General features: G+C 64.8%; 17 protein-coding genes and 1 tRNA gene. 8 read left to right on the top strand and 10 right to left on the bottom strand.

All coding sequences use genetic code 11. The features are described 5' to 3' along the window. Positions 1–33: 33 nt before the first annotated feature. The 3 genes from QQK95_RS18895 to QQK95_RS18885 are packed head-to-tail and all read right to left on the bottom strand — an operon-like array spanning position 34 to position 3,872. Complete coding sequence (locus QQK95_RS18895) at positions 34–1,638, bottom strand: HAMP domain-containing sensor histidine kinase (RefSeq protein WP_284275446.1); 1,605 nt, start codon at positions 1,636–1,638, stop codon at positions 34–36. Beyond that, the gene (locus tag QQK95_RS18890) at positions 1,629–2,321 is read right to left on the bottom strand and encodes a response regulator transcription factor (protein WP_284275445.1); all 693 of its coding nucleotides are present in this window, start codon (positions 2,319–2,321) and stop codon (positions 1,629–1,631) included. Before QQK95_RS18890 ends, QQK95_RS18895 begins: the two co-directional genes overlap by 10 nt. A 3-nt stretch (positions 2,322–2,324) precedes the next feature. Next, positions 2,325–3,872 carry a DUF4153 domain-containing protein gene (locus tag QQK95_RS18885; RefSeq protein WP_284275444.1) on the bottom strand — a complete coding sequence of 516 codons (1,548 nt, stop codon included), beginning with the start codon at positions 3,870–3,872 and terminating at the stop codon, positions 2,325–2,327. 436 nt (positions 3,873–4,308) lie between these two features. On the opposite strand from QQK95_RS18885, the gene QQK95_RS18880 reads away from it, so the two are divergent. Next, a complete protein-coding gene (locus QQK95_RS18880; protein ID WP_284275443.1) occupies positions 4,309–5,199 on the top strand; it encodes an HpcH/HpaI aldolase/citrate lyase family protein in 891 nt (296 codons plus the stop codon). Positions 5,200–5,247: 48 nt separating this feature from the next. After that, complete coding sequence (locus QQK95_RS18875; RefSeq protein WP_027047555.1) at positions 5,248–5,454, top strand: DUF1737 domain-containing protein; 207 nt, start codon at positions 5,248–5,250, stop codon at positions 5,452–5,454. A gap of 57 nt (positions 5,455–5,511) precedes the next feature. Here the strand turns inward: QQK95_RS18875 and QQK95_RS18870 are convergent, their stop codons facing one another. Further along, a complete protein-coding gene (locus tag QQK95_RS18870) occupies positions 5,512–5,934 on the bottom strand; it encodes a metallopeptidase family protein (RefSeq protein WP_032932314.1) in 423 nt (140 codons plus the stop codon). A 183-nt stretch (positions 5,935–6,117) separates the two neighbouring features. On the opposite strand from QQK95_RS18870, the gene QQK95_RS18865 reads away from it, so the two are divergent. Genes QQK95_RS18865 through QQK95_RS18855 form a run of 3 tightly spaced genes read left to right on the top strand, consistent with a single transcriptional unit; the run spans position 6,118 to position 11,895 of the window. Then, positions 6,118–7,143: an ImuA family protein gene (locus QQK95_RS18865; RefSeq protein WP_284275438.1), complete on the top strand. Its 1,026-nt coding sequence runs from the start codon at positions 6,118–6,120 to the stop codon at positions 7,141–7,143. Further along, positions 7,085–8,560 carry a DUF6504 family protein gene (locus tag QQK95_RS18860; protein WP_284275437.1) on the top strand — a complete coding sequence of 492 codons (1,476 nt, stop codon included), beginning with the start codon at positions 7,085–7,087 and terminating at the stop codon, positions 8,558–8,560. The genes QQK95_RS18865 and QQK95_RS18860 overlap by 59 nt, the downstream gene beginning before the upstream one ends. Beyond that, on the top strand, positions 8,557–11,895 hold the full coding sequence (locus QQK95_RS18855; protein WP_284275434.1) for an error-prone DNA polymerase: 3,339 nt from the start codon (positions 8,557–8,559) through the stop codon (positions 11,893–11,895). The genes QQK95_RS18860 and QQK95_RS18855 overlap by 4 nt, the downstream gene beginning before the upstream one ends. Before the next feature lie 258 nt (positions 11,896–12,153). On the opposite strand, the gene QQK95_RS18850 is transcribed toward QQK95_RS18855, so the two are convergent. The 4 genes from QQK95_RS18850 to QQK95_RS18835 all read right to left on the bottom strand — a co-directional run bounded on the left by QQK95_RS18850 (position 12,154) and on the right by QQK95_RS18835 (position 14,925). Further along, positions 12,154–12,396 (bottom strand): Trm112 family protein, encoded by a 243-nt coding sequence (locus tag QQK95_RS18850; protein ID WP_284275431.1) that lies wholly within the window; start codon positions 12,394–12,396, stop codon positions 12,154–12,156. A 155-nt stretch (positions 12,397–12,551) separates the two neighbouring features. Then, positions 12,552–13,223, bottom strand: a complete 672-nt coding sequence (locus QQK95_RS18845) for an LON peptidase substrate-binding domain-containing protein (protein WP_284275429.1) — start codon at positions 13,221–13,223, stop codon at positions 12,552–12,554. A gap of 124 nt (positions 13,224–13,347) precedes the next feature. Further along, positions 13,348–14,346 carry a thioredoxin gene (gene trxA, locus QQK95_RS18840; RefSeq protein WP_284275426.1) on the bottom strand — a complete coding sequence of 333 codons (999 nt, stop codon included), beginning with the start codon at positions 14,344–14,346 and terminating at the stop codon, positions 13,348–13,350. Between the two features lie 81 nt (positions 14,347–14,427). Further along, positions 14,428–14,925 carry a prolyl-tRNA synthetase associated domain-containing protein gene (locus QQK95_RS18835; RefSeq protein ID WP_284275425.1) on the bottom strand — a complete coding sequence of 166 codons (498 nt, stop codon included), beginning with the start codon at positions 14,923–14,925 and terminating at the stop codon, positions 14,428–14,430. Between the two features lie 213 nt (positions 14,926–15,138). Between QQK95_RS18835 and QQK95_RS18830 the strand changes: the two genes are divergently transcribed. After that, positions 15,139–15,213: transfer RNA gene (locus QQK95_RS18830), tRNA-Gly, on the top strand. A 159-nt stretch (positions 15,214–15,372) separates the two neighbouring features. Here QQK95_RS18830 and QQK95_RS18825 read toward each other — a convergent pair. Further along, entirely contained in the window at positions 15,373–17,091 is a 1,719-nt protein-coding gene (locus QQK95_RS18825; RefSeq protein ID WP_284275423.1) for an ATP-dependent Clp protease adaptor ClpS, read from the bottom strand. Between the two features lie 143 nt (positions 17,092–17,234). Further along, positions 17,235–18,035, bottom strand: coding sequence for a SapC family protein (locus tag QQK95_RS18820; protein ID WP_284275421.1), 801 nt, complete (start codon positions 18,033–18,035; stop codon positions 17,235–17,237). Between the two features lie 369 nt (positions 18,036–18,404). Between QQK95_RS18820 and QQK95_RS18815 the strand changes: the two genes are divergently transcribed. Beyond that, positions 18,405–18,680: a DUF6916 family protein gene (locus QQK95_RS18815; RefSeq protein WP_284275420.1), complete on the top strand. Its 276-nt coding sequence runs from the start codon at positions 18,405–18,407 to the stop codon at positions 18,678–18,680. A 50-nt stretch (positions 18,681–18,730) separates the two neighbouring features. Beyond that, positions 18,731–19,309 carry a 2OG-Fe(II) oxygenase gene (locus tag QQK95_RS18810; RefSeq protein ID WP_284275418.1) on the top strand — a complete coding sequence of 193 codons (579 nt, stop codon included), beginning with the start codon at positions 18,731–18,733 and terminating at the stop codon, positions 19,307–19,309. Position 19,310 lies beyond the last annotated feature (1 nt).

The raw sequence follows: 19,310 nt of genomic DNA, 5'->3' as shown, positions 1-19,310 counted from the left end.
AAAGTGGGTACCGGTTTTCGGATAAGATCATGCTCAGCTTGATAAAGGCAAAGTGATCTCGAAGCGCGTGCCGCGCTCGCTGTCAACCAGCCGGATCATGCCATCGTGCGCTTTCAGGAGGGCCAGCACGATGCCGAGGCCCATGCCGGTGCCGCCGGTCGAGCGCCGCGTGGTGAAGAACGGCTCGAAGATGCGTGCCCGGTTGCTCGGCGAAATGCCGGCGCCGTCATCGCCGACCAGCACCGTCGCCTTGCCGCCGGCGCTTGCCGCCGCGATCGAAACCAGCGTCGCGCCGTGCCTGGCGGAATTGTCGATGAGATTGGCAAACACGATCGCCGCGTTCTCGGCCGAGATGCGCAAGGCAAGATCTCCGCCCGCCTCGACGCGGACCGCCAGCCTGGTGTCGGCGGGCAGCAGCGCCAGCGCGGCACCGATCGAGGTGCTTTCGCCGCTGGGTGCAAGGTTTTCGGCTTTCGCCAGATCGAGCAGCCGCCGCACCAGCAGATTGAGCCGCCCGGCATCGGTGACGATATTGTTGGAGAAGCGCCGCCGCTCCTCATCATCCATCGTGCTGCCGGAATCGCGCAGCAATTCGGCCGCGCCCTGGATCGCCGTCAGCGGCGATTTGAGCTCGTGCGAGACATGGGTGGCGAAGGTCTGGATGCTATCCGAGCGCGCCTGCAGTTTTTCAGCCATGTCGAGGAAGGCGGCGGACAGCTCCGCCATTTCATAGGTGCCATGGTGATCGAGCGGCCGCATCGCGTCACGCTCACCGGCGGCGATGCGCTGGGTGCGGTCGATCAGCGCATAGATCGGCCGGCTGACGGTGCGCAGGAAAACCAGGCCGATGAGCAGCGTCCCGCCAAGGATGGCGATCGCCGCCAGGGTTACCTTGCCGCGTTCGCCGTAGAGATGCTTGATGATGTTGTTGGGTGTCCGCGAGACGTAGACCACGCCGGCGACCTGGCCGTCGACGGCCACCGGCAGGGCGACGAAGACGCGCACCTTGGTGCCGCGGCTGACCGAATAGAGCGGTGGCGTCGGCTGGTCGGGGATGCGCAGCCTGAGCGCGCTGGCATAGTGGCCGCCAAGCGCCGTGCGCACCTCATCGACCTCGCCAAGCGACTTCCCGACCTCGTTGCGGCCGGCAATGACGACGCCCCGGGGATCGAGCAGCCGGAAGCCGGCCAGCGTGGTTTTCTGCGTGGCGTCGAGAATGCCGGACAGGCGCGCGCCGAGCGTGGCGAAGGCCGGATCGGCGGTTGCGGGCGTGGCGGCCGGCCGGATTGGCAGCACATAGTCCGAAGCGAGATCGAGGCGCGGCTCGATCGGCCGGTACGGCCCGTCGGGGTTGGCGGCTCGGCTGGCGCTGCCAATGGCCTGCGGCATCGGCGCGCCGAGTTTGTCCGGGGGAATGCCGGCATCGCGCACATCCTGCGCATAGATGGCGGCGATGGCCGCCCCTTGCGCGATCAGTTCCGCCTCGGTCTGGCGGATCAGCTGGTTTTCGTAGAGGCGGAAGAAGAACAGGCCGACCAGCGGCAGCGCCATCACCATGATCAGGATGGCGACAACGACCGTGGCAAGCCTTGGCCGCCATTTGCGGCCGATCCACTTGCTTGAAGTCGTCAGCCGCATCGGCCGAGCCGGAAGCCGACGCCATGCACGGTCTCGATGGCATCCAGGCAGCCCACCGCCGACAGCTTCGCGCGGATGTTGCGGATATGGCTGTCGACGGTGCGGTCGGCGACATGGACCTTGCCGGCATAGGCGTTTGCCATCACCGCGTCACGGTCGAGCACATGCATGGGCCGCGCCAGGAACCCTTTCAGGATCGAGAACTCTATCCCCGTCAGGGCAAACGGCTTGCCATCGAAGACGGCGGCGTGGCTGGCCGGCGCCAGAGTGAGCTTGCCATGCGAAAACTGCCGGTCGTCGGCCGCTTCGGGCGCCGCCGGGCGGGCACGGCGCAGGATGACGTTGACGCGCGCGACCAGCTCGCGCGGGCTGAACGGCTTCGTCACATAGTCGTCGCCGCCCATTTCGAGCCCGAGGATACGATCGATTTCTTCATCGCGCGCGGACAGGAACAGCACCGGCACATCGGATGTGTGGCGCAGACGCCGGCAGACCTCCAGCCCGTCCATCTCCGGCATGCCGATGTCGAGCACGACCAGATCCGGCGCCCGGCGCCCGATCTCCTGCAAGGCGGCCGCGCCGTCGGCCACGCCAAGCGTCTTCATGCCGGCCTTTTCCAGCGCGAAGCAGATCACCTCGCGGATGTGCGGGTCATCGTCGGCGACGAGGATGTGATGCGGCATCGGTCAGCGGCCCGGCAAGGAAGGTTGCGAAGGCTGAGGAAGCACGAGCGACCCCTTGCTGTCGAGATAGGCAAGCAGGCGCCAGTCGCGAAAGCTCCAGGCCCGCCAGTTTGCCTGGACGGTTCGGTACCAACCTTCGTCGACGCCACGCAGTCTCGCAAGTTCGCGGACAGCGCCCGCGTCAGCCGTCTTGCCCTGATGATCGAAAAAGCGGTCGAGCGCCGGGAACGCGCCCGGGCCGAGCGAGCGCAGATACCAGGCGTCGAGGGGAATGCCCTGGCCGGTCATTTCGAGGGAGTGGTCGACATTGTAGTTGGCGATCGTCGCGGCGAAATTGATGAAACAGCAGGCATAAAGCGTCAGGGATAACGTCAGAAGATTGGCGGAGGAGAGCCATTCATTGGATTTTCGCAGCGCGATGCGGGCGATGATCAGCGCAAGGCCTGCCGCCACCAGCCCCATCCAGACGAAAGCGGCGATGCGCCAGTAGGTCAGCGCATAGATGCCGACATAGAGGTCGAGCCGCAGGATCGACGAGATGACCAGCATGATGTTCTGCGCCACCCAGGCATAGACCAGCCGGCGGATGACGGGATCGTCCGAGGTCTCGCTCCCCGGCCTGAGCGCCGCCAGCACGAAGCCCGCGGCAAGCAGTGCGGTGACAATAAGGGGATAGGCGCCGCGATGCGCATAGGCGGCGTAGCTCAAGCCGTCGGGAAGGGCGACACCACCCCAGAGATAGGTGGCGTCGAGCCCGGTCTGCAGCGCGAACAGTACGTTGAAGACGATCAGCGCGCGCAGGATGGCTGCCTTGCCGAACACGATGTCCTCGACGACGTGGCTTTGCCGATTGATCGCCGGTTGAGCAGCGGCAAGGTGATGGTTTGGCGGGGGGCCGCGCCGCGAAAAGCGCGGCAGGCGCGGCCGCAGGAAGGCCCAGACGCCGGCGAGCACGAACAGCCAGAAGGTAATCCGCGCCAGCTGGATCAGATCGAGCAGTTTTAGAAGATCGATCAGCGACAGCCAGTATTCAATGACCGGGTTGGCGGCGCCGAACAGCGACAGGAAGACGGCGCCCAGCGTCAGCGGCATCACCCAGACGGCGATCGCCGCCAGCCGCAGGCGTCGCCCGCCGAAGCGGCGCGCCGTCTTGCGCCAGCGGATGAAATCGCTGATGAAGCGGAATGGCGCCGCGAGCCCGAACAACGCGATCTGGCCGGCAATGCGCGCCAGGCCGTGCCGCAGCCGGCCGCTCAGTGAAAGCGCGAAGACGACAAGCGCCGCGAGCGCGATCGAGACGGACAGAGGGCTGACATTTTCGGCGAGCGGCAGCAGCGCGACAAGCAGGGCGGCCGGCTTGAGCCAGACCCTGATGTCGCTGAAGGCCGTGGGATGCACGGCCACGACCGCCGCGGCGATCAGGATGGCGAACAGGAACACCGTGACGCCGGCGGGCTGGCCGTAGAACAGGAAATCCGCCAGCACGACCAGCAGCACGGCAACACCGAAGCGGCTGCAATAGCTTGGCGCCGCTGTGAAAAACGATGTCATGGGCTGACCTTCCTGATGGCATCTGGCCTGATCGCGTCCGGTCGCCATGGCGGCCTCTTGCGGACAAAGGGAATGAGGATCGCCTGGGGATTGGCGCGCGGCGGATCGACCAGCCACCAGCCTTCGCTGCGCAGGCGCTGTGGCACGGACCAACGGGGTTTTGCTCGCTTGTGCATGCCGCCTGTTTGGCAGGCCGGCAGGGAGACGTCGGGGCGGATCCGAGGAGCTTTTCCGCAGGCCCGTGCAGTTTTCGTGCAGAGGCTGGGCGCCGCGCTTCTACCTCCCCCTTATGGGGAGGTCGGACCGAAGGTCCGGGTGGGGGTGCTGGCGCCGACCCCCACCCCGCTGCTTCGCAGCGACCCCCCCACAAGGGGGAGGGTGGGCGTACATCCTGCCCCGGCTTGCCTCGATCACCCACAGGCGGCATAGATCACCAATGGAATCCTACCGCCCGCGCCGCTCCGTCCTCTACGTCCCGGCCTCCAACGACAAGGCGCTGGCCAAGATCGCGCTTCTGTCCTGCGATGCAGTCATCATCGACCTCGAGGACGCCGTCGCGCCGGCCGACAAGATTGCCGCCCGCGAAAAGCTGCCCGCGATCTTCGCCAACCGCCCGGCTGCCAACAATCTCGGCCACCGCTGCGAGATGGTGGTGCGCGTCAATGCGCTGGCCAGCGAATGGGGCGCCGACGATCTGTTGGCCGTGGCGAAAGTCGAGCCCGACGGCATTCTGTTGTCCAAGGTCGCCACGCCGCGCGATATCCTCGAAGTCGGCGACGTGCTCGACGACAATTTTGCTCCCGACAGCGTGAAACTCTGGGCAATGATCGAGACGCCCAAGGCGCTGCTCAACATCGGCGCCATTGCCGAACTGGGCCGCGATCCGGCCTCACGGCTCGATTGTTTCGTTGCCGGAACGAATGACCTGGCCAAGGACACCGGCGTGCTGGCGACGCCGGACCGGCGCTACCTCGTGCCATGGCTGATGCAGATGGTGCTGGCCGCGCGCGCCGGCGGCCTCGACATGCTCGATGGCGTTGCCAATGATTTTCGCGACCTCGACGCCTTTGCCCGTGAGTGCGCGGAAGGCGCCGCCATGGGGTTCGACGGCAAGACGCTGATCCATCCGGCCCAGATCGACGCGGCGAACCGCGCCTTCGCGCCCCCGCCGGAGGCGATTGCCGAGGCACGCCTGATAAGGGACGCCTTTTCCCGTGCCGAGAATACTGGCAAGGGCGTGATCGCGCTGAACGGCAAGATGGTCGAACGACTGCATCTGGCGCAGGCCGAAAAACTGCTGGCGAAGGCGGCCGCCATCGGCGCATGATATAGCCCCATGCTCGCGGGCTATGGCAATTACGACAGGACTTGAGACATGAAACTCTACCGCTTTCTGACCGGCCCGGACGACGCCAGCTTTTGCCACAAGGTGACGGCGGCGCTGAACAAGGGCTGGCACCTGTTCGGCTCGCCGACCTACGCCTACGACAAGAAGGCCAAGACCATGCGTTGCGGCCAGGCGGTGGTGAAGGATGTCGACGGCCAGGAATATGGGCCGGACACCAAGCTCAGCGACTGGTAGGAGCCGGCTGCCTTCTCTCTTCGTCATCAACTCTGAGGAATGGCGGCGTCTCTGAGCCTACTCAGCCGCTTCCTCGATCTTCTCCATGTCATCATCCGACAGGCCGAAATGATGGCCGATCTCGTGGATCAGCACATGGGTGACGATGTCGCCCAGCGTTTCCTCGTTTTCGGCCCAGTAGTCGAGCATGGCACGGCGGTAGAGCGTGATGCGGTTCGGACCTTCGCCGGTCTGCGGGTTCCAGCGTTCGGCGATGCCGCGGCCCTCGAACAGGCCGAGCAGGTCGAACGGCGTCTCCAGCGACAGATCGTCCATGATCTCGTCGGTCGGGAACTCGGCGATCTGGATGACGATCTCGCCGGTCAGCTTGCGAAAATCCTCCGGCAGATGGGCATACGCCTCCAGCGCCAGGAACTCCATCTCCTCCATCGAGGGCGCGAGTTCGCCATGCCAGGTGCGGGTCTTGTAGATGCGGGCCATGCTTTGTCCTTTGATCCCGGCATATAGGCTTTCGCACCGGTCGAGGCAAACGATGCGGCCGATACGCCCACACCGCACAGGGTTTGCAGGAATAAATTCCTTATGACTCTCCTTGACTCTTCGGGTCGGCTCTGGAATCCTAGAGAACATAACAGGAACAATTGTGAGTGGACACTGACCGTCATGGCGATATCAGCCGTGGCGCGGGAGACTGTTTTTGCCCTGCGCCGCCAGATCGCGAAGATCGAGGGAACGCTGCCCGAGCGCCTGCAGGCGCCGGTTGGGGCGCCGCTTGATGCCGACGCCGATGCCGATCTCACGATCGTGCGGCGCGGTCTTGCCGCGGCCTTGCCGGACGCCTTCCTGCCGATCGGCGTCGAACCCCTCGATGCCGCCCTGAGCGGTGGGCTGCCGAAAGCGGCGCTCAGCGAAATCCATGGCCTGGAAACCCGCGATGCCGGAGCCGTCGCCGGCTTTGCCTTGTCGCTCACCAGCCTGATCCTCAAGCAGGCGCAAGGGCTGCCGGTGTTGTGGATCGGCACCACGGAAATCTTCCGCGAGGCGGGCTTTCCCTATGCCAGGGGACTGCAGGTCTCCTTCGGCATCGAACCGAGACAATTGCTGTTTTCCGAGGCGCCGAAGCTCGTCGATGCGCTGTGGGTCGCCGAGGAAGCCGCGCGGATGACGGCGCTCGCCGCCGTCATCCTCGAAATCCGCGGCAATCCGCAACGGCTCGACCTGACCGCGACGCGACGGCTGCATGCGCGGGCGCAAAGTGCGGGCCGCCCCGTATTCCTGCTGCGGCAGGCGGCCGAACCCGAACCGACGGCGGCGCCTGTCCGCCTCATCGTCTCGCCGGCGCCGGCCGTGCCGCGCGAAACCGTCGCCGGACCGCTCGCCGGATCGATCGGCCGCCCGACCTTCACCATCAGCATCGGCAAGAGCCGCACGGCCCTGCCTGGACAATTCACACTGGAGTGGAACCCCGATGAACGCGTATTCGACGAAAGAAGGGGCGAAGAGAGACGGGCAAAGAATCCTGTCCCTGTGGTTTCCCTATCTGGCGGCCGAAAGGATCCTGCGGCAGCGTCTGGGGCGGTCCTGGCGTTCCCGGCCCCAAGATCATCCGACGCCATCTCATCCGCCACTGGTGATCAGCCACCGCCAGGGCAACGCCCAGCGCATCTCAGCCCTCGACGAGCGGGCTGAGGCGCTGCACCTGAAGCGCGACATGGGCATTGCCGACGCGCGCGCCATGCATCCCTCGATCGACATTGTCGAGGCCGATCCGGAGGCGGACCGGCGCCTGCTCGAAGGCCTTGCCGACTGGTGCGACCGCTACACCCCGCTGGTGGCGCTGGACGGGGCGGACGGCCTGTTTCTCGACGTCACCGGCTGCACCCATCTGTTCGGCGGCGAACGCGCCATGCTGGACGACATCCTGTGGCGCTTCCTGCAGCAAGGGTTCGATGTCCGCGCCGGCCTTGCCCCGACGCCGGGCGCGGCCTGGGCGGCGGCCCGCTTTTGCGGCGACCGCATCGTTGTTTCAGGCGAGGAGGAAGCGCTGCTCGCGCCTCTGCCGCTCGCCGCACTGCGCATAGCGCCGGAAACCCGCGCCAGCCTGGAAAGTGTCGGCCTGCGCACGGCGGGCGCCGTCATGGCGGCGCCGCGCGCGCCGCTTGCCCGCCGCTTCGGCGCAACCTTGCTGCTGCGCCTCGACCAGGCGCTTGGCCGTCTCGACGAGGCGGTCTCGCCGCGCCTTCCCGTGGCGCCGCTTTCGGTCGAACGCCATCTCGCCGAACCCGTCACCCTGACCGAGGACATCGAACGCCTGGTCGGCCTGCTGGCAACGACCTTGAAGAGCGATCTCGAACGCCGCGGCGAGGGCGCCCGGACGCTGGCGCTGCTGCTCTTTCGTGTCGACGGCGCCGTCAGCCGCATCGCGCTCGGCACCTCGCGGCCGATGCGCGATCCCCAGCTGATCCAGAAGCTGTTCCATGAAAGGCTGGCCGCCCTCGATCAGGACATCGATGCCGGTTACGGCTTCGACCTGGTGCGGCTTTCGGTGCTGGCGGCGGCCGCCTTCGACATGGCGCAGGCCGATCTGACGGGCGAGGTGACCGATGACGGCGCCGACATCGCGCTGTTCGCCGACCGCATCCGCGCCCGGCTCGGCGAGGGCGCCGTGCTGCAGCCGGTCGCGGTGGAAAGCCATCTGCCGGAGCGCGCCGTCGCCATCGTCCCCTTCAGCGAGGCGCCGCGCCGGACCACGCCGCCGAAAAGACCGGAAAAGATGCAGGCGCCCAAAACCATCTTTCCGCCGGAACGGCCGATCCGGCTGTTCCGCGCCCCCGAGCCCATCGACGTGCCGGCCACCGAAATGCCGGAGGGACCGCCGCTCAATTTCCGTTGGCGACGCGCGCTCTACCGTGTCACCCGCGCCGAGGGTCCCGAACGCATCGCCGCCGAATGGTGGCGCGAGGCACCCGACGACGCGGCGGCATCGACACGCGACTATTTCCGCATCGAGGATGCCGAAGGCCGCCGCTACTGGCTCTACCGGCAAGGGCTTTACGGCGGCTCGCAAGCCGCGCCGCGCTGGTTCATGCACGGGGTCTTCGCATGAACGCGCTGACCGTCATTCCCTATGCAGAGTTCGGCATCCAGTCGAATTTCTCCTTCCTGCGCGGTGCTTCCAAGCCGGAAGAGCTGGTGGTCGCGGCCAAGCAGCTCGGCTTCTCGGCGATCGGCCTTGCCGACCGCAACACGGTGGCCGGCGTGGTGCGCGCCTGGCAGCAGGCGAAGGTCGAAAAGCTTGCCTATCATCCCGGCTGCCGGCTGGTTTTTGGCGACGGCACGCCGGACACTCTCGCCTATCCCAGGAACCGCGCGGGCTGGGGGCATCTGTGCCGCATGCTCACGCAGGCCAATCTGCGCGACGAGACCGAGAAGGGCGCCACCCTTCTCCGGCGCGGCGATCTGCTCGAATGGGGGGATCTGATGTCGCTGGCGGTCCTGCCCGATCTGGCGGCGGGCGCTGAAGACGATATTGCACTGCTTGGCCAGCTCAAGGACCGCTTCGGCAAGGCCCTGCGGCTTGGTGTCTCGCCCTGTTATGCGGGCAATGACCGTTTCCGCATCGAGCAGGCGGCCGCGTTGGCCCAGGTTACCGGCATCCCGCTGATGGCGACCAACGATGTCCTCTACCACACCGCCGAACGCCGCCCGCTGCAGGACGTGCTGACCGCGATCCGCCTCAACACGCCCGTCGCCGAGGTCGGGCTGGAACTCAGCGCCAATGCCGAGCGCCATTTGAAGCCGCCACTGGAGATGGCCCGCCTGTTCCGCAGGCATCCGCAGGCGCTGGCCGAGACCCTGCGCTTCGCCGAGGAACTGAGTTTCTCGCTCAGCGACCTCCAGTACAATTACCCCGACGAGCCGACGGAATCCGGCCTCGGGCCGCAGGCAGAGCTGGAAAGGCTGGCGCGGGAGGGGGCGGCCAGGCGCTATCCCTCGGGCGTGCCTCACTCGGTGATCAAGCGCATCGAGGAAGAGCTCGCCCTGATCGAACGCCTCAACTACGCCCGCTATTTCCTGACGGTTTACGACATCGTCAAATACGCCCGCAGCCAGGACATTCTCTGCCAGGGGCGTGGCTCGGCCGCCAATTCGATCGTCTGCTTCTGCATCGGCATCACCGAAGTCGGGCCGGACCGGATCGACACGCTGTTCGAGCGCTTCATTTCCGAGGAGAGGAACGAGCCGCCCGACATCGATGTCGATTTCGAGCATGAGAAGCGCGAGACCGTCATCCAGTACATCTACGAGAAATACAGCTCCAAGCGCACCGCGCTCGCCGCCGCCGTCATCAGCTATCGCGGCCGCTCGGCGCTGCGCGAAGTGTCGAAGGCGATGGGCCTGTCGGAGGATGTCCGGGCATCCCTGTCCGGCTCGATCTGGGGCTGGTCGACCTCCGAACTCGGCGAGAAGGAAGCCCGCGCCGGCGGCCTCGACCGGAGCGACCCGACATCGCGCCATGTGATGGAACGGGCCAATGAGATCATGGGCTTTCCCCGCCACCTCTCCCAGCATGTCGGCGGCTTCGTCATCACCAGGGACCGGCTCGACGAGATCGTCCCCATCGTCAAGACGGCGATGGACGAGCGCAAGATGGTCGAATGGGACAAGGACGATCTCGACGCGGTGAAGATCCTGAAAGTCGATGTGCTGGCGCTCGGCATGCTGACCTGCCTGCAGCGCGCCTTCACCTTGCTTACGGACCACTATCCAGAAGCCCGGGATCCCTATGGCCAACCCTATGTGCTCGCCACCTTGCCGCCGGAAGACAAGCGCGTCTACGACATGATCGGCCGCGCCGACACGCTCGGCGTCTTCCAGATCGAATCGCGCGCCCAGATGTCGATGCTGCCAAGGCTCAAGCCAAAGGATTTCTATGACCTTGTCATCGAAGTGGCGATCGTGCGGCCAGGCCCGATCCAGGGCGATATGGTGCATCCCTATCTGCGCCGCCGGCAAGGCAAGGAAAAACCCGAATATCAGAAGCCGGAGCTCGAGGCGATTCTCAGCAAGACGCTCGGCGTGCCGCTGTTCCAGGAACAGGCGATGAAGATCGCCATCGTCGCCGGCGGCTTCAGGCCGGGCGAGGCCGACGAACTGCGCCGCGCCATGGCCACCTTCAAGCGCACCGGCACCATCGGCAATTACCGCGACCGAATGATCAATGGCATGGTCGGCAAGGGCTACACCAAGGACTTCGCCGAGCGCTGCTTCAAGCAGATCGAGGGTTTTGGCGAATATGGCTTTCCCGAAAGCCACGCCGCCTCCTTCGCCTTGCTCGTCTATGCCTCCTGCTGGTTCAAGACCTTCTATCCCGACGTATTCTGCGCCGCGATCCTGAATTCGCAGCCGATGGGGTTCTACCAGCCGGCGCAACTGGTGCGCGACGCGCGCGACCATGGCGTCGACATCCGCGAGGTCGACGTCAACTTCTCCGTCTGGGACTGCACCCTGGAAAAAACGCCGTTCGATCCGGCCCGCATCCTGCCGCGCCATGCCGATATGCGTGGTGTCATCGAGACAAACCATGCCGTGCGGCTCGGCTTTCGGCAGATCAAGGGACTTTCCAAGGAACGCATGGAGCAATTCGTCTCGCGACGCGGTTCAGGCTACGAAACCGTCCGTGACGTCTGGCTGCGCTCCGGCCTCGATGTCGACGAGATCGAGAGGCTGGCGCAGGCCGATGCCTTTCGTTCGATCGGCCTCGACCGCCGTGCCGCGCTTTGGGAAGTGCGCGCGCTGGGCGCCAGGAGTGCGGCCGAAAAGCTGCCGCTGTTCGACCAGCCGGCGCTGCGCCTGCGCGAGCTGGAGCCGGAGACGAAGCTGCCGAAAATGCCGCTCGGCGAGCATGTCATCCACGACTATCGCTCGCTCGGCCTGTCGCTGAAGGCCCATCCCGTCGCCTTCCTGCGCGAGCGGCTCGACCGCGCCGGCGTCACGCCCAATGCCAACCTGCCATCCCAGCGCGACGGCAGGCGCGTTTCCGTCGCCGGCCTCGTGCTGGTGCGCCAACGCCCCGGCAAGGGCAATGCGATCTTCCTGACGCTGGAAGACGACAAGGCGGTCGCCAACGTCATCTTCTGGGAGCGGACTTTTACCCGCTTCCGGCCCATCGTCATGGGCGCGCGCTTCGTCAAGGTGACCGGGAAATTGCAGTCGGAATCCGGCGTCATCCATATCGTCGCCGAAAAGATCGAGGATCTGACGCCCTGGCTGACCGTGCTGCTGGAGAAGGTCAGCGGGGCAGGAATGCCGGGTGCCTCCCATCCAGCCACGGATCGCGACAGCCGACCCACGCCACGCAACGCGCCGATCGGGCAGGATATTGCAATGCTGTCGGAAGAAGCGGAACAGGTCATGCCCAAGGGCCGTAATTTTCAGTAGGCAGCGCCACACGCGGCTTCGTCATCCACGGGTGGAGCAGGAGCGAAGCTCCGTCGCGCAGACCCGAGAATCCATGCCGCGACATCAACCGAAGAGTGCCACGGTCCAGAATTGCGTCTCTACCGTGGGAAGAAATGCACCTGGTTCTGGCCCGTTTTCGCGCGTCACATACGTCGCGGCATGGATCCCAGGGTCTCCACGACGCCGCTGCGCGGCTGCTCCGCCCTGGGATGACGACGCGATGAATGACACCGCCTCTTACGCCGGCCCACTCAGCCTCGGCGGCGCCAGCACATCCTCCGCCGACAGCGTCCGCGCCTCGGAGGGCAGCATGATCGGGATGCCGTCGCGCACCGGATAAGCGAGCTTGGCGACCCGCGAGATCAGTTCACCGCGCTCCGGATCCCAGGCCAGCGGCCCCTTGGTCAGCGGGCAGGCCAAAAGCTCCAGCAGCTTGGGATCGACATCGATCCTCTTCCCGTCACGCCCATCCGCCGCCACTATGTTGCCTCCTACCAACTATCGAAGATGTGCTGAGATCCAGGTAGGCCGAGTCGAAAATGGTGGCTTCCGAGAACCGGAGCGGAGCGTACTTTCGTACGTGAGCACCGGAAGCCGCCATTTGCAGGCCGGCATCACTTGAATATCCGCATATCTTACTGCAGGCTCGAACCAAAGTCCTCATTCTCGCGCGCCAGCGCCATTTCGGTGATGGCGATCAGCGTTTCGGCCCGCGTCTTCAGGTCGGCGGCTTCGAGCAGCGCCTGTTTCTCGGCCGGACCGTAGGGCGCCATCATCGACAGCGCGTTGACCAGCATGGCATTTTCGGCGCGGCTGACGCTTTCCCAGTCGGCTTCGAGATCATTGGCCTGCAGATAGGCGCGAAACGCCTTGAGCAGCGCCGGCCTGTCGATCTCGTTGGCCGCCGGATCGTCATCGAGATCGGCGAGGAAGGGCGCCGGCTTTGCCTGGCGAAACGGCGTCTTGACCGTCAGTTCATGGGCGATGCGGAAGCGGAACACGCCCTGCAGCGAAATCAGGTAACGGCCGTCGCCGGTTTCGGAGAAGGCGATGATGCGGCCGGCGCAGCCGACATTGCACAGTTCCGGCTCGCCGTCCTCGCGCAGCGCGCCGTCGAGACGGGGCTGGATGATGCCGATCAGCCGCGAGCCGCCGACCGCTTCGTCCACCATCTGCAGATAGCGCGGCTCGAAGATGTTGAGCGGCATGCGGCCGCCCGGCAGCAAAAGCGCGCCCTCGAGCGGAAAGATCGGGATCGTCGACGGCAGATCCTTGGCCAGCCGATAATGCGCGTTTCCCGCTTGCACCACATTCCTCCGATCGACTTCTTGCGCCGTCCGCCGCCGGGATCGTCGGCTTGGCCGAAGTCAGCTTCCTAATCTGGCGCGGCCGCCGCCGACCACAAGTCCGTGCGACGAAACAGCCGCCGGCTCAGGAAAACAGCAGCGCCGACAATTTGCGCCGCGCGGCCAGCGTCGCCTCGTCCGTCATGCCCCAGGCTTCGAAGAACTGCAGCAGCTGCGTCCTGGCGCCATCCTCGTTCCAGCCGCGATCGGCCTTGATGATGGCCAGCAGGTTGTCGGCCGCCGCCGTGCGCTCGCCCCTGGCGTTCTGGATCATGGCCAGGTCGAAACGCGCCTGATGGTCCTTGGGGTTTTCGGCCAGGCGGCGCTCGAACTCGGCCGGATTGCCCAGTTCCGCCGCTTGCGCGGCCAGCGCCATCTTGGCGCGCAAGGCGGCGAGAGCAGGCGCGTCCTTCTTGGCCTCGGGTGCCGTTGCCAGCAACGCCTCGGCGCCTTGCGTGTCGCCAGCCTCGAACAGCAGCTCGCCCAGCCCGGCGATCGCCTCGATCGTTTCCGGCGCTTGCGCCAGGATGGCGTCAAAAATGTCGGCGGCGGTCTGCATGTCGCCGGCCTCGCGCGCCTCGGTCGCAGCCTGCAGCGCCTCGGCCACGGCCGGAGCGCCATTGCCCTTGCCGCCGACCTTGGTGATGAATTCGGCGATCTGGCTCTCCGGGATGGCGCCCATGAAGCCGTCGACCGGCTGGCCGTCCTTGAAGGCGATGACCGCCGGAATCGACTGGATGCCGAGCTGGCCGGCGATCGAGGGGTGATCGTCGATGTTCATCTTGACCAGCTTGACCTTGCCGCCGGCGGCCCGAACCGCCTTTTCCAGCTGCGGCGTGAGCTGCTTGCAGGGGCCGCACCACGGCGCCCAGAAATCGACGAGCACCGGCTGGCGGCGCGATTCCTGGATGACGTCGGCGGCGAAGGCGGCGGTCGTGGTGTCCTTGATGACATCGGCAGTGACAGCGGCATCGCCAAGCGAGACCTTCGCCGGCGCGGCTGCCGTTCCGCCATACTGAACGGTGGTGGCATACTGGCCGCCACTGCTGCCGAATGACCCGCCAAACGGCTTGTTGTCGCTCATCTCGTCACCCTTTCGGTCGCGCCGCCGGCCAGCGGGCCGGCGCCATGTCATTGGAAGTCGGTTTCGCCATGCATGTGGCGATCAAGCCGAGACTTTCAAGATAGCAGCATCGTGCCCGGTTGCCTCGACGAATCTGACGAGATCGGCCGCGGCGATCGATGTCGTCGCCTCATTGGTCAGCGGATGGGCGTTGATGACGGCATGCGCCATCAAATCCTCGTCGAGCACCAGCTTGACGCGGTTGGCCGTGTCGTTGATGACGCCGAAGACGGTGACGGCGCCCGGCGAGACGCCCAGAAGCTCCATCAGCATCTCCGGCTTGCCGAAGGAAACACGGCTGGCGGCGCCGATCAGCTGGTGGATCTGCTTGAGATCGACGACCGCGTCCTCGCCGACGGTGACCAGGAAAAAATTGTCCTTCTTGTCCTTCAGGAACAGGTTTTTGGTGTGCCCGCCGGCGATCTCACCGCGCAGCGCCTGCGAATCGGCGACCGTATAGAGCGGCGGGTGGCGTTTCGTCGAAACGGCAATGCCGAGTTCGGCGAGAAAGGCAAAAAGTTCGGCTTCGGTCTTCGGCATCGATTGTCTTCTTCGTGGTTTTTTCCGCCTTGCCGTTTACGGCCAATGCGGTGGCCGACACAAGGCCATCGCACGACAGGCTGATGAAATCCGCGCGTTGCGGGCGGTTTGCCGGCATCGTTTGGCGTGTTGAAAAAAGCCTGCGATTTCCCTGTTGCAATCGCCGCGCTCTTAAGCCATATAGGCCCGGCTTGCGGCCAAGACGCCGTGTGAGCGGGTGTAGCTCAGGGGTAGAGCACAACCTTGCCAAGGTTGGGGTCGAGCGTTCGAATCGCTTCACCCGCTCCAATTTCCTCAAGGGGAATCAAGCATCGAAAAGCCGCGGTCCGCCGCGGCTTTTTCGCGTTCTGGGCGGTTAAATCGCGATGGGCGATAGACGGAGGCGTTTCAAGCCACGACGCTCCGTGCCGGCGAGATCAGGCGTAACGGCAGACTGCGAATCCGGGATCATGAGTTCGGCTCGGCAGCCTGATGACCGTCGATTGCCCCGCCAAGCAGCCTGATATTGAGCCGGCCGCCCGTGAACAGCATGTCGTCCAGGGCTTCGGCGAGATCCTGGGAGGTCACAGTCTCTTCGCCACCCCGCATGATGCTCGTTTGGGCGGTACGGCGCATAAGTTCCTTGATGAACGCCGCGCTGACGCCCCTCGTGCGCGCCACGGCCTCCCCCACGACCTTGTCGGAAAGTTTTAACCCGCCGCCATAGAGGCGCACCAGCTTTTCCCGGCAATCGTCATCCGGCAGCGGCACCTCGATGGCCTGGTCGATACGCCCTGGCCGCCCCGTAAGCGCAGCTTCAAGTTGTTCGGGCCGGTTGGTTGTCAGGATGAACAGGATGTCGGCATTGTCCTTCAAGCCGTCCATCTCGTTGAGCAAGGTGTTGAGGAGGGATTCCTCGCACGGGCCCCCCATGGTCTCGCGGTCGCGGGCAATGAGGTCCACGTCCTCGATCACCACCGTCGCCGGCTGCAACAGGCGCGCGAGGGTCATATATTGCGGCAGAAGGCCCATCTGGCCCGCCGTTATGATGAGTGTCGTATGGCCAGGGAGATTCGCGGCAAGGTAGCGAATGGTGTGCGTCTTGCCGGTGCCCGGCGGGCCGTAGAGCAAGATGCCCTTGCGCGTCGATTGCCCAAGCCGTCTCAGCGCTTCCCGGCTCTCGATGAACCGGATCACGTTGCGGTCGAGAAGCTTCAGCGTCTGTTCCGGCAGGATGATCGCCTCGCGCCGTACGTGCGGCAGGCTATGAACCATGACGCCTTTGGAGCGGCCCTGATAATCCCCTTCCGTTTCGAGCGAAAGAACCTTGCCGCGGTAGGATCGCGCGGCATTGATGGCAGCCTCCAGCTGCGAGAAACAGCGATCCACCAGGGCCACGCCATCCTCGCCGGCCGGCACGGCAATCTCGACGCAGGTTCCGGACTCGCGACCGTATTCGCGGTGAAAGGACAGCACGACCGCGTAGTGCAGATCACCGTCCCGGTCGAGCCACAAGCCGTTGCCGAGACACTTTATCGGCGCGCTCTCGCCGATGTCGACATCTTGGTATTGCGCGGCCGAGATGGTGACGGCGTGCTGTCCTTCTTTTGTCAACGCGGCATAGGTCAGCGTCTCGTAGCGATATTGCTCGTAGAGACCGAAGAAGCGAACAGGCGAGGCTGAGAACAGTTTGTTGAGCGCCACCTGCACGTCGGCGCGCATATGGCCCGGAAACTGGCGCGACGTTGCGATGACCTCGTCATGCGCCAGTCCCGCGAAATGCCAGGCGATCGCTTCATGGGCATATTTGAACTTCTTGTTGCGCGAAGCCTGTGCCGGAGGGTCGCTGGCGCCTTCGGTTCCGCCAGGAACGGCGGTTATGCGAAGCGGGTGACCGGCGGCCTTGATGCGCTGCTGCGCCGTATCCAGCATCGCCTTGGCGATCGCGATCGGATAGCTGCCGCATACGGCCTTTCCCTGCTGCGTCACTGTTGCGACAAAAGCTTCCGCCTCCGCTTCCGATCGGTCGAAGACCGAGCGAATGAGATCGACGACAAACTCCCACGGTGTCTGGTCGTCATTGTAAATGACAAGCTGCAAATCGATTGCCTGCGTAGGAATATTGCGCAATGGAACGGCCCACTTCTCAAGTTGCTGCGGATCAACACTATCCGCGCCACGCTGCACGAATTGTTAACAACTTGACGACTTGGTTGCTACGCCTCGAGGATAAAGGCTGCAGGGCAGCGGCTTGCGGCAGGCGAACCGAGGAAATCAGGGAAGGCCGGCACGGACGGAAGGCCGCAGCCTGGCCCGCGATTGTTTCGTTCTTAGCCGCCCTTCACCCCATCCACCTTGCGCAGCGACGCCTGGTGCACCAGCGATGTCCAGCTGTTGGTCGAGGCGAGGTGGCAGTAGAGCAGGCCGAGCGCGCCGGACTTTCTGAGGTCGAGGAAGGCCTCGTCGCTCAATTTGTTGAAGGCCGGCTCGTCGATCACCTGGAAATCGGTGAGGTTGAGCACTTCGCCGCCTTCCAGCGTCACCTTGCTCTGGCGCGGCGAAAACAGGCCATGCGCGTCGATCCTGTCGATCATCTCGCGCGTGGCCCTGAAGTCGATCTGGAACTCGTTGCAGAAGGCGAGCGCCTGTTTCGTCGCCTCGGTCGGCTCGGCGCCGCTGAAGAACGGCGCGATCTTGTCTTCGCGAAACGGCGCCATGAGTTGGTCGATCACCCGCTCGCTTGCCCTGTCGACGCACAGCGTCAGCCGGCCTGCCGTGGTCGGGTCCTCGGCAAGGATGAAGGGATAGCGGCGGACATAGGCGGGGACGTAGTGCGGCGCGGTCCAGCGGCCGTCGGCATCGACGAACAGGTTCTCGCCCTGGCGCACGCCGGTGATGATGACGGGGGATTTTGCCGGGCCGATGAACACGATCGGGTAGGAACGCATCGCCGCCGGCATTTCCGACGCCACGACCGGGATGGCATGCGCGGTGCGCGCGAAGGCAAAGTCGCTGCGCTGGGTCAAACCGAGCGAGCCATGCCGCGCCGGGTTGAGCGCTTCGGGCCTGGAATAGAACAGCGGCATGGCATCCGCCGGCGCCGCTTCCGTCTTTGCCCCGATATCAGCCATGGTCCGTCCCTTTCTCCCGCCGGCCGATCAGGCCCGCTTTCCGCATCAGACCCCAAGACTGGCATCTGCTCTTGTTGCGCTGATCTTGGTTGGACCAAGACTCCGGCGCAGGGACAAAGTACTATAGTGTCCGTGGCGCGCATAAAAGCACGGCCGCCGCGGTATTTTGCGGTTTGCCCCGGCGAATTTGTCTCGCCGGCGCTTGGGCTGCTGCCGGCCCTATGGACAGCCCGCCGCGAAGCGGCGAAATTGCGCCCCGCAAGACAATTCCAGGAAAAAGATGCTTGGCGGTTTTCCCGGGAAAAACGCCAAGCGCTTTCCCTTGGGAATTGCGAGAAACAAAGAAGCTAGCGGATTGAGGCGGATGGCATGGCGTCGATATCGGATTTTAGGCAGGCGGTTGGGTCGGCTTTTAGAGCAGCCTACGGCGATACGGCGGTTTTCCTCAAACTGACCGCCGTTCAGCAAATCGCCAACAGCCTACGCCCTGGTGGCGGCTTCACGCTGACGTTCGAAGGGCCACGCGACATCGCGCTGCCGCAGGCCATTTACCACCTTGCAGGCGATACCATCGCCGATGACATATTCATCGTGCCGATTTCGGTTGATGCGTCTGGGCGGCTTTATGAGGCCGTCTTCAACTGAACTTTTGGCCGCCTGTCGGCAAGGGCGATTCGGGAGGACGGCGGCTCGACATGATCGACTATATCGAGATCGCGGACATACTTGACGGTGCTCGCTGTAGAGCGCTGTGCGCAGAAATTCGGGCGTCCGGCGGCCGTGCGGCCGGCCTGATGGGTCGTGCCGACCAGAAGGCGGCATGGCCGGAGGTTCGCAGAACTAGGCGCGCCGAGGTCTCCCAAGCTACGAAAGATCTTATAAGTGCCTTGTTGGCTGAGCAGAAGGCGGCTCTGCAACGGCATTTCGCCTTGGCGCTCGGCATTTGCGAGGAGCCTCAGTTTCTTCATTATCGGAAAGGTGATTTCTTCGTACCGCATCAGGATGGCAACACGCCGCTGATTCACGACGAGTCGCGATTCAGAAAGATCTCGGCGGTGATTTTTCTCAACCGTCAATCGGACGATCCTTCGCCCGAAGGCTATTCCGGCGGCTCGCTGACCCTGCACGGGCCGTACAGCGGTCCGAACCTGCGCGTCACCATGCCGGCGTTGCCGGGCTCACTCGTTGCCTTCCGTTCGGAAACGACGCACGAAGTCACGCCGGTCACGCGCAATGAACGTTTCACCATAGTGTCGTGGTATCGCGGCGCGTGAG

This window comes from Mesorhizobium huakuii (assembly GCF_030160235.1).
In the GTDB taxonomy this organism is placed as follows: domain Bacteria; phylum Pseudomonadota; class Alphaproteobacteria; order Rhizobiales; family Rhizobiaceae; genus Mesorhizobium; species Mesorhizobium huakuii.
This window is presented reverse-complemented; position numbering and strand designations above follow the sequence as displayed.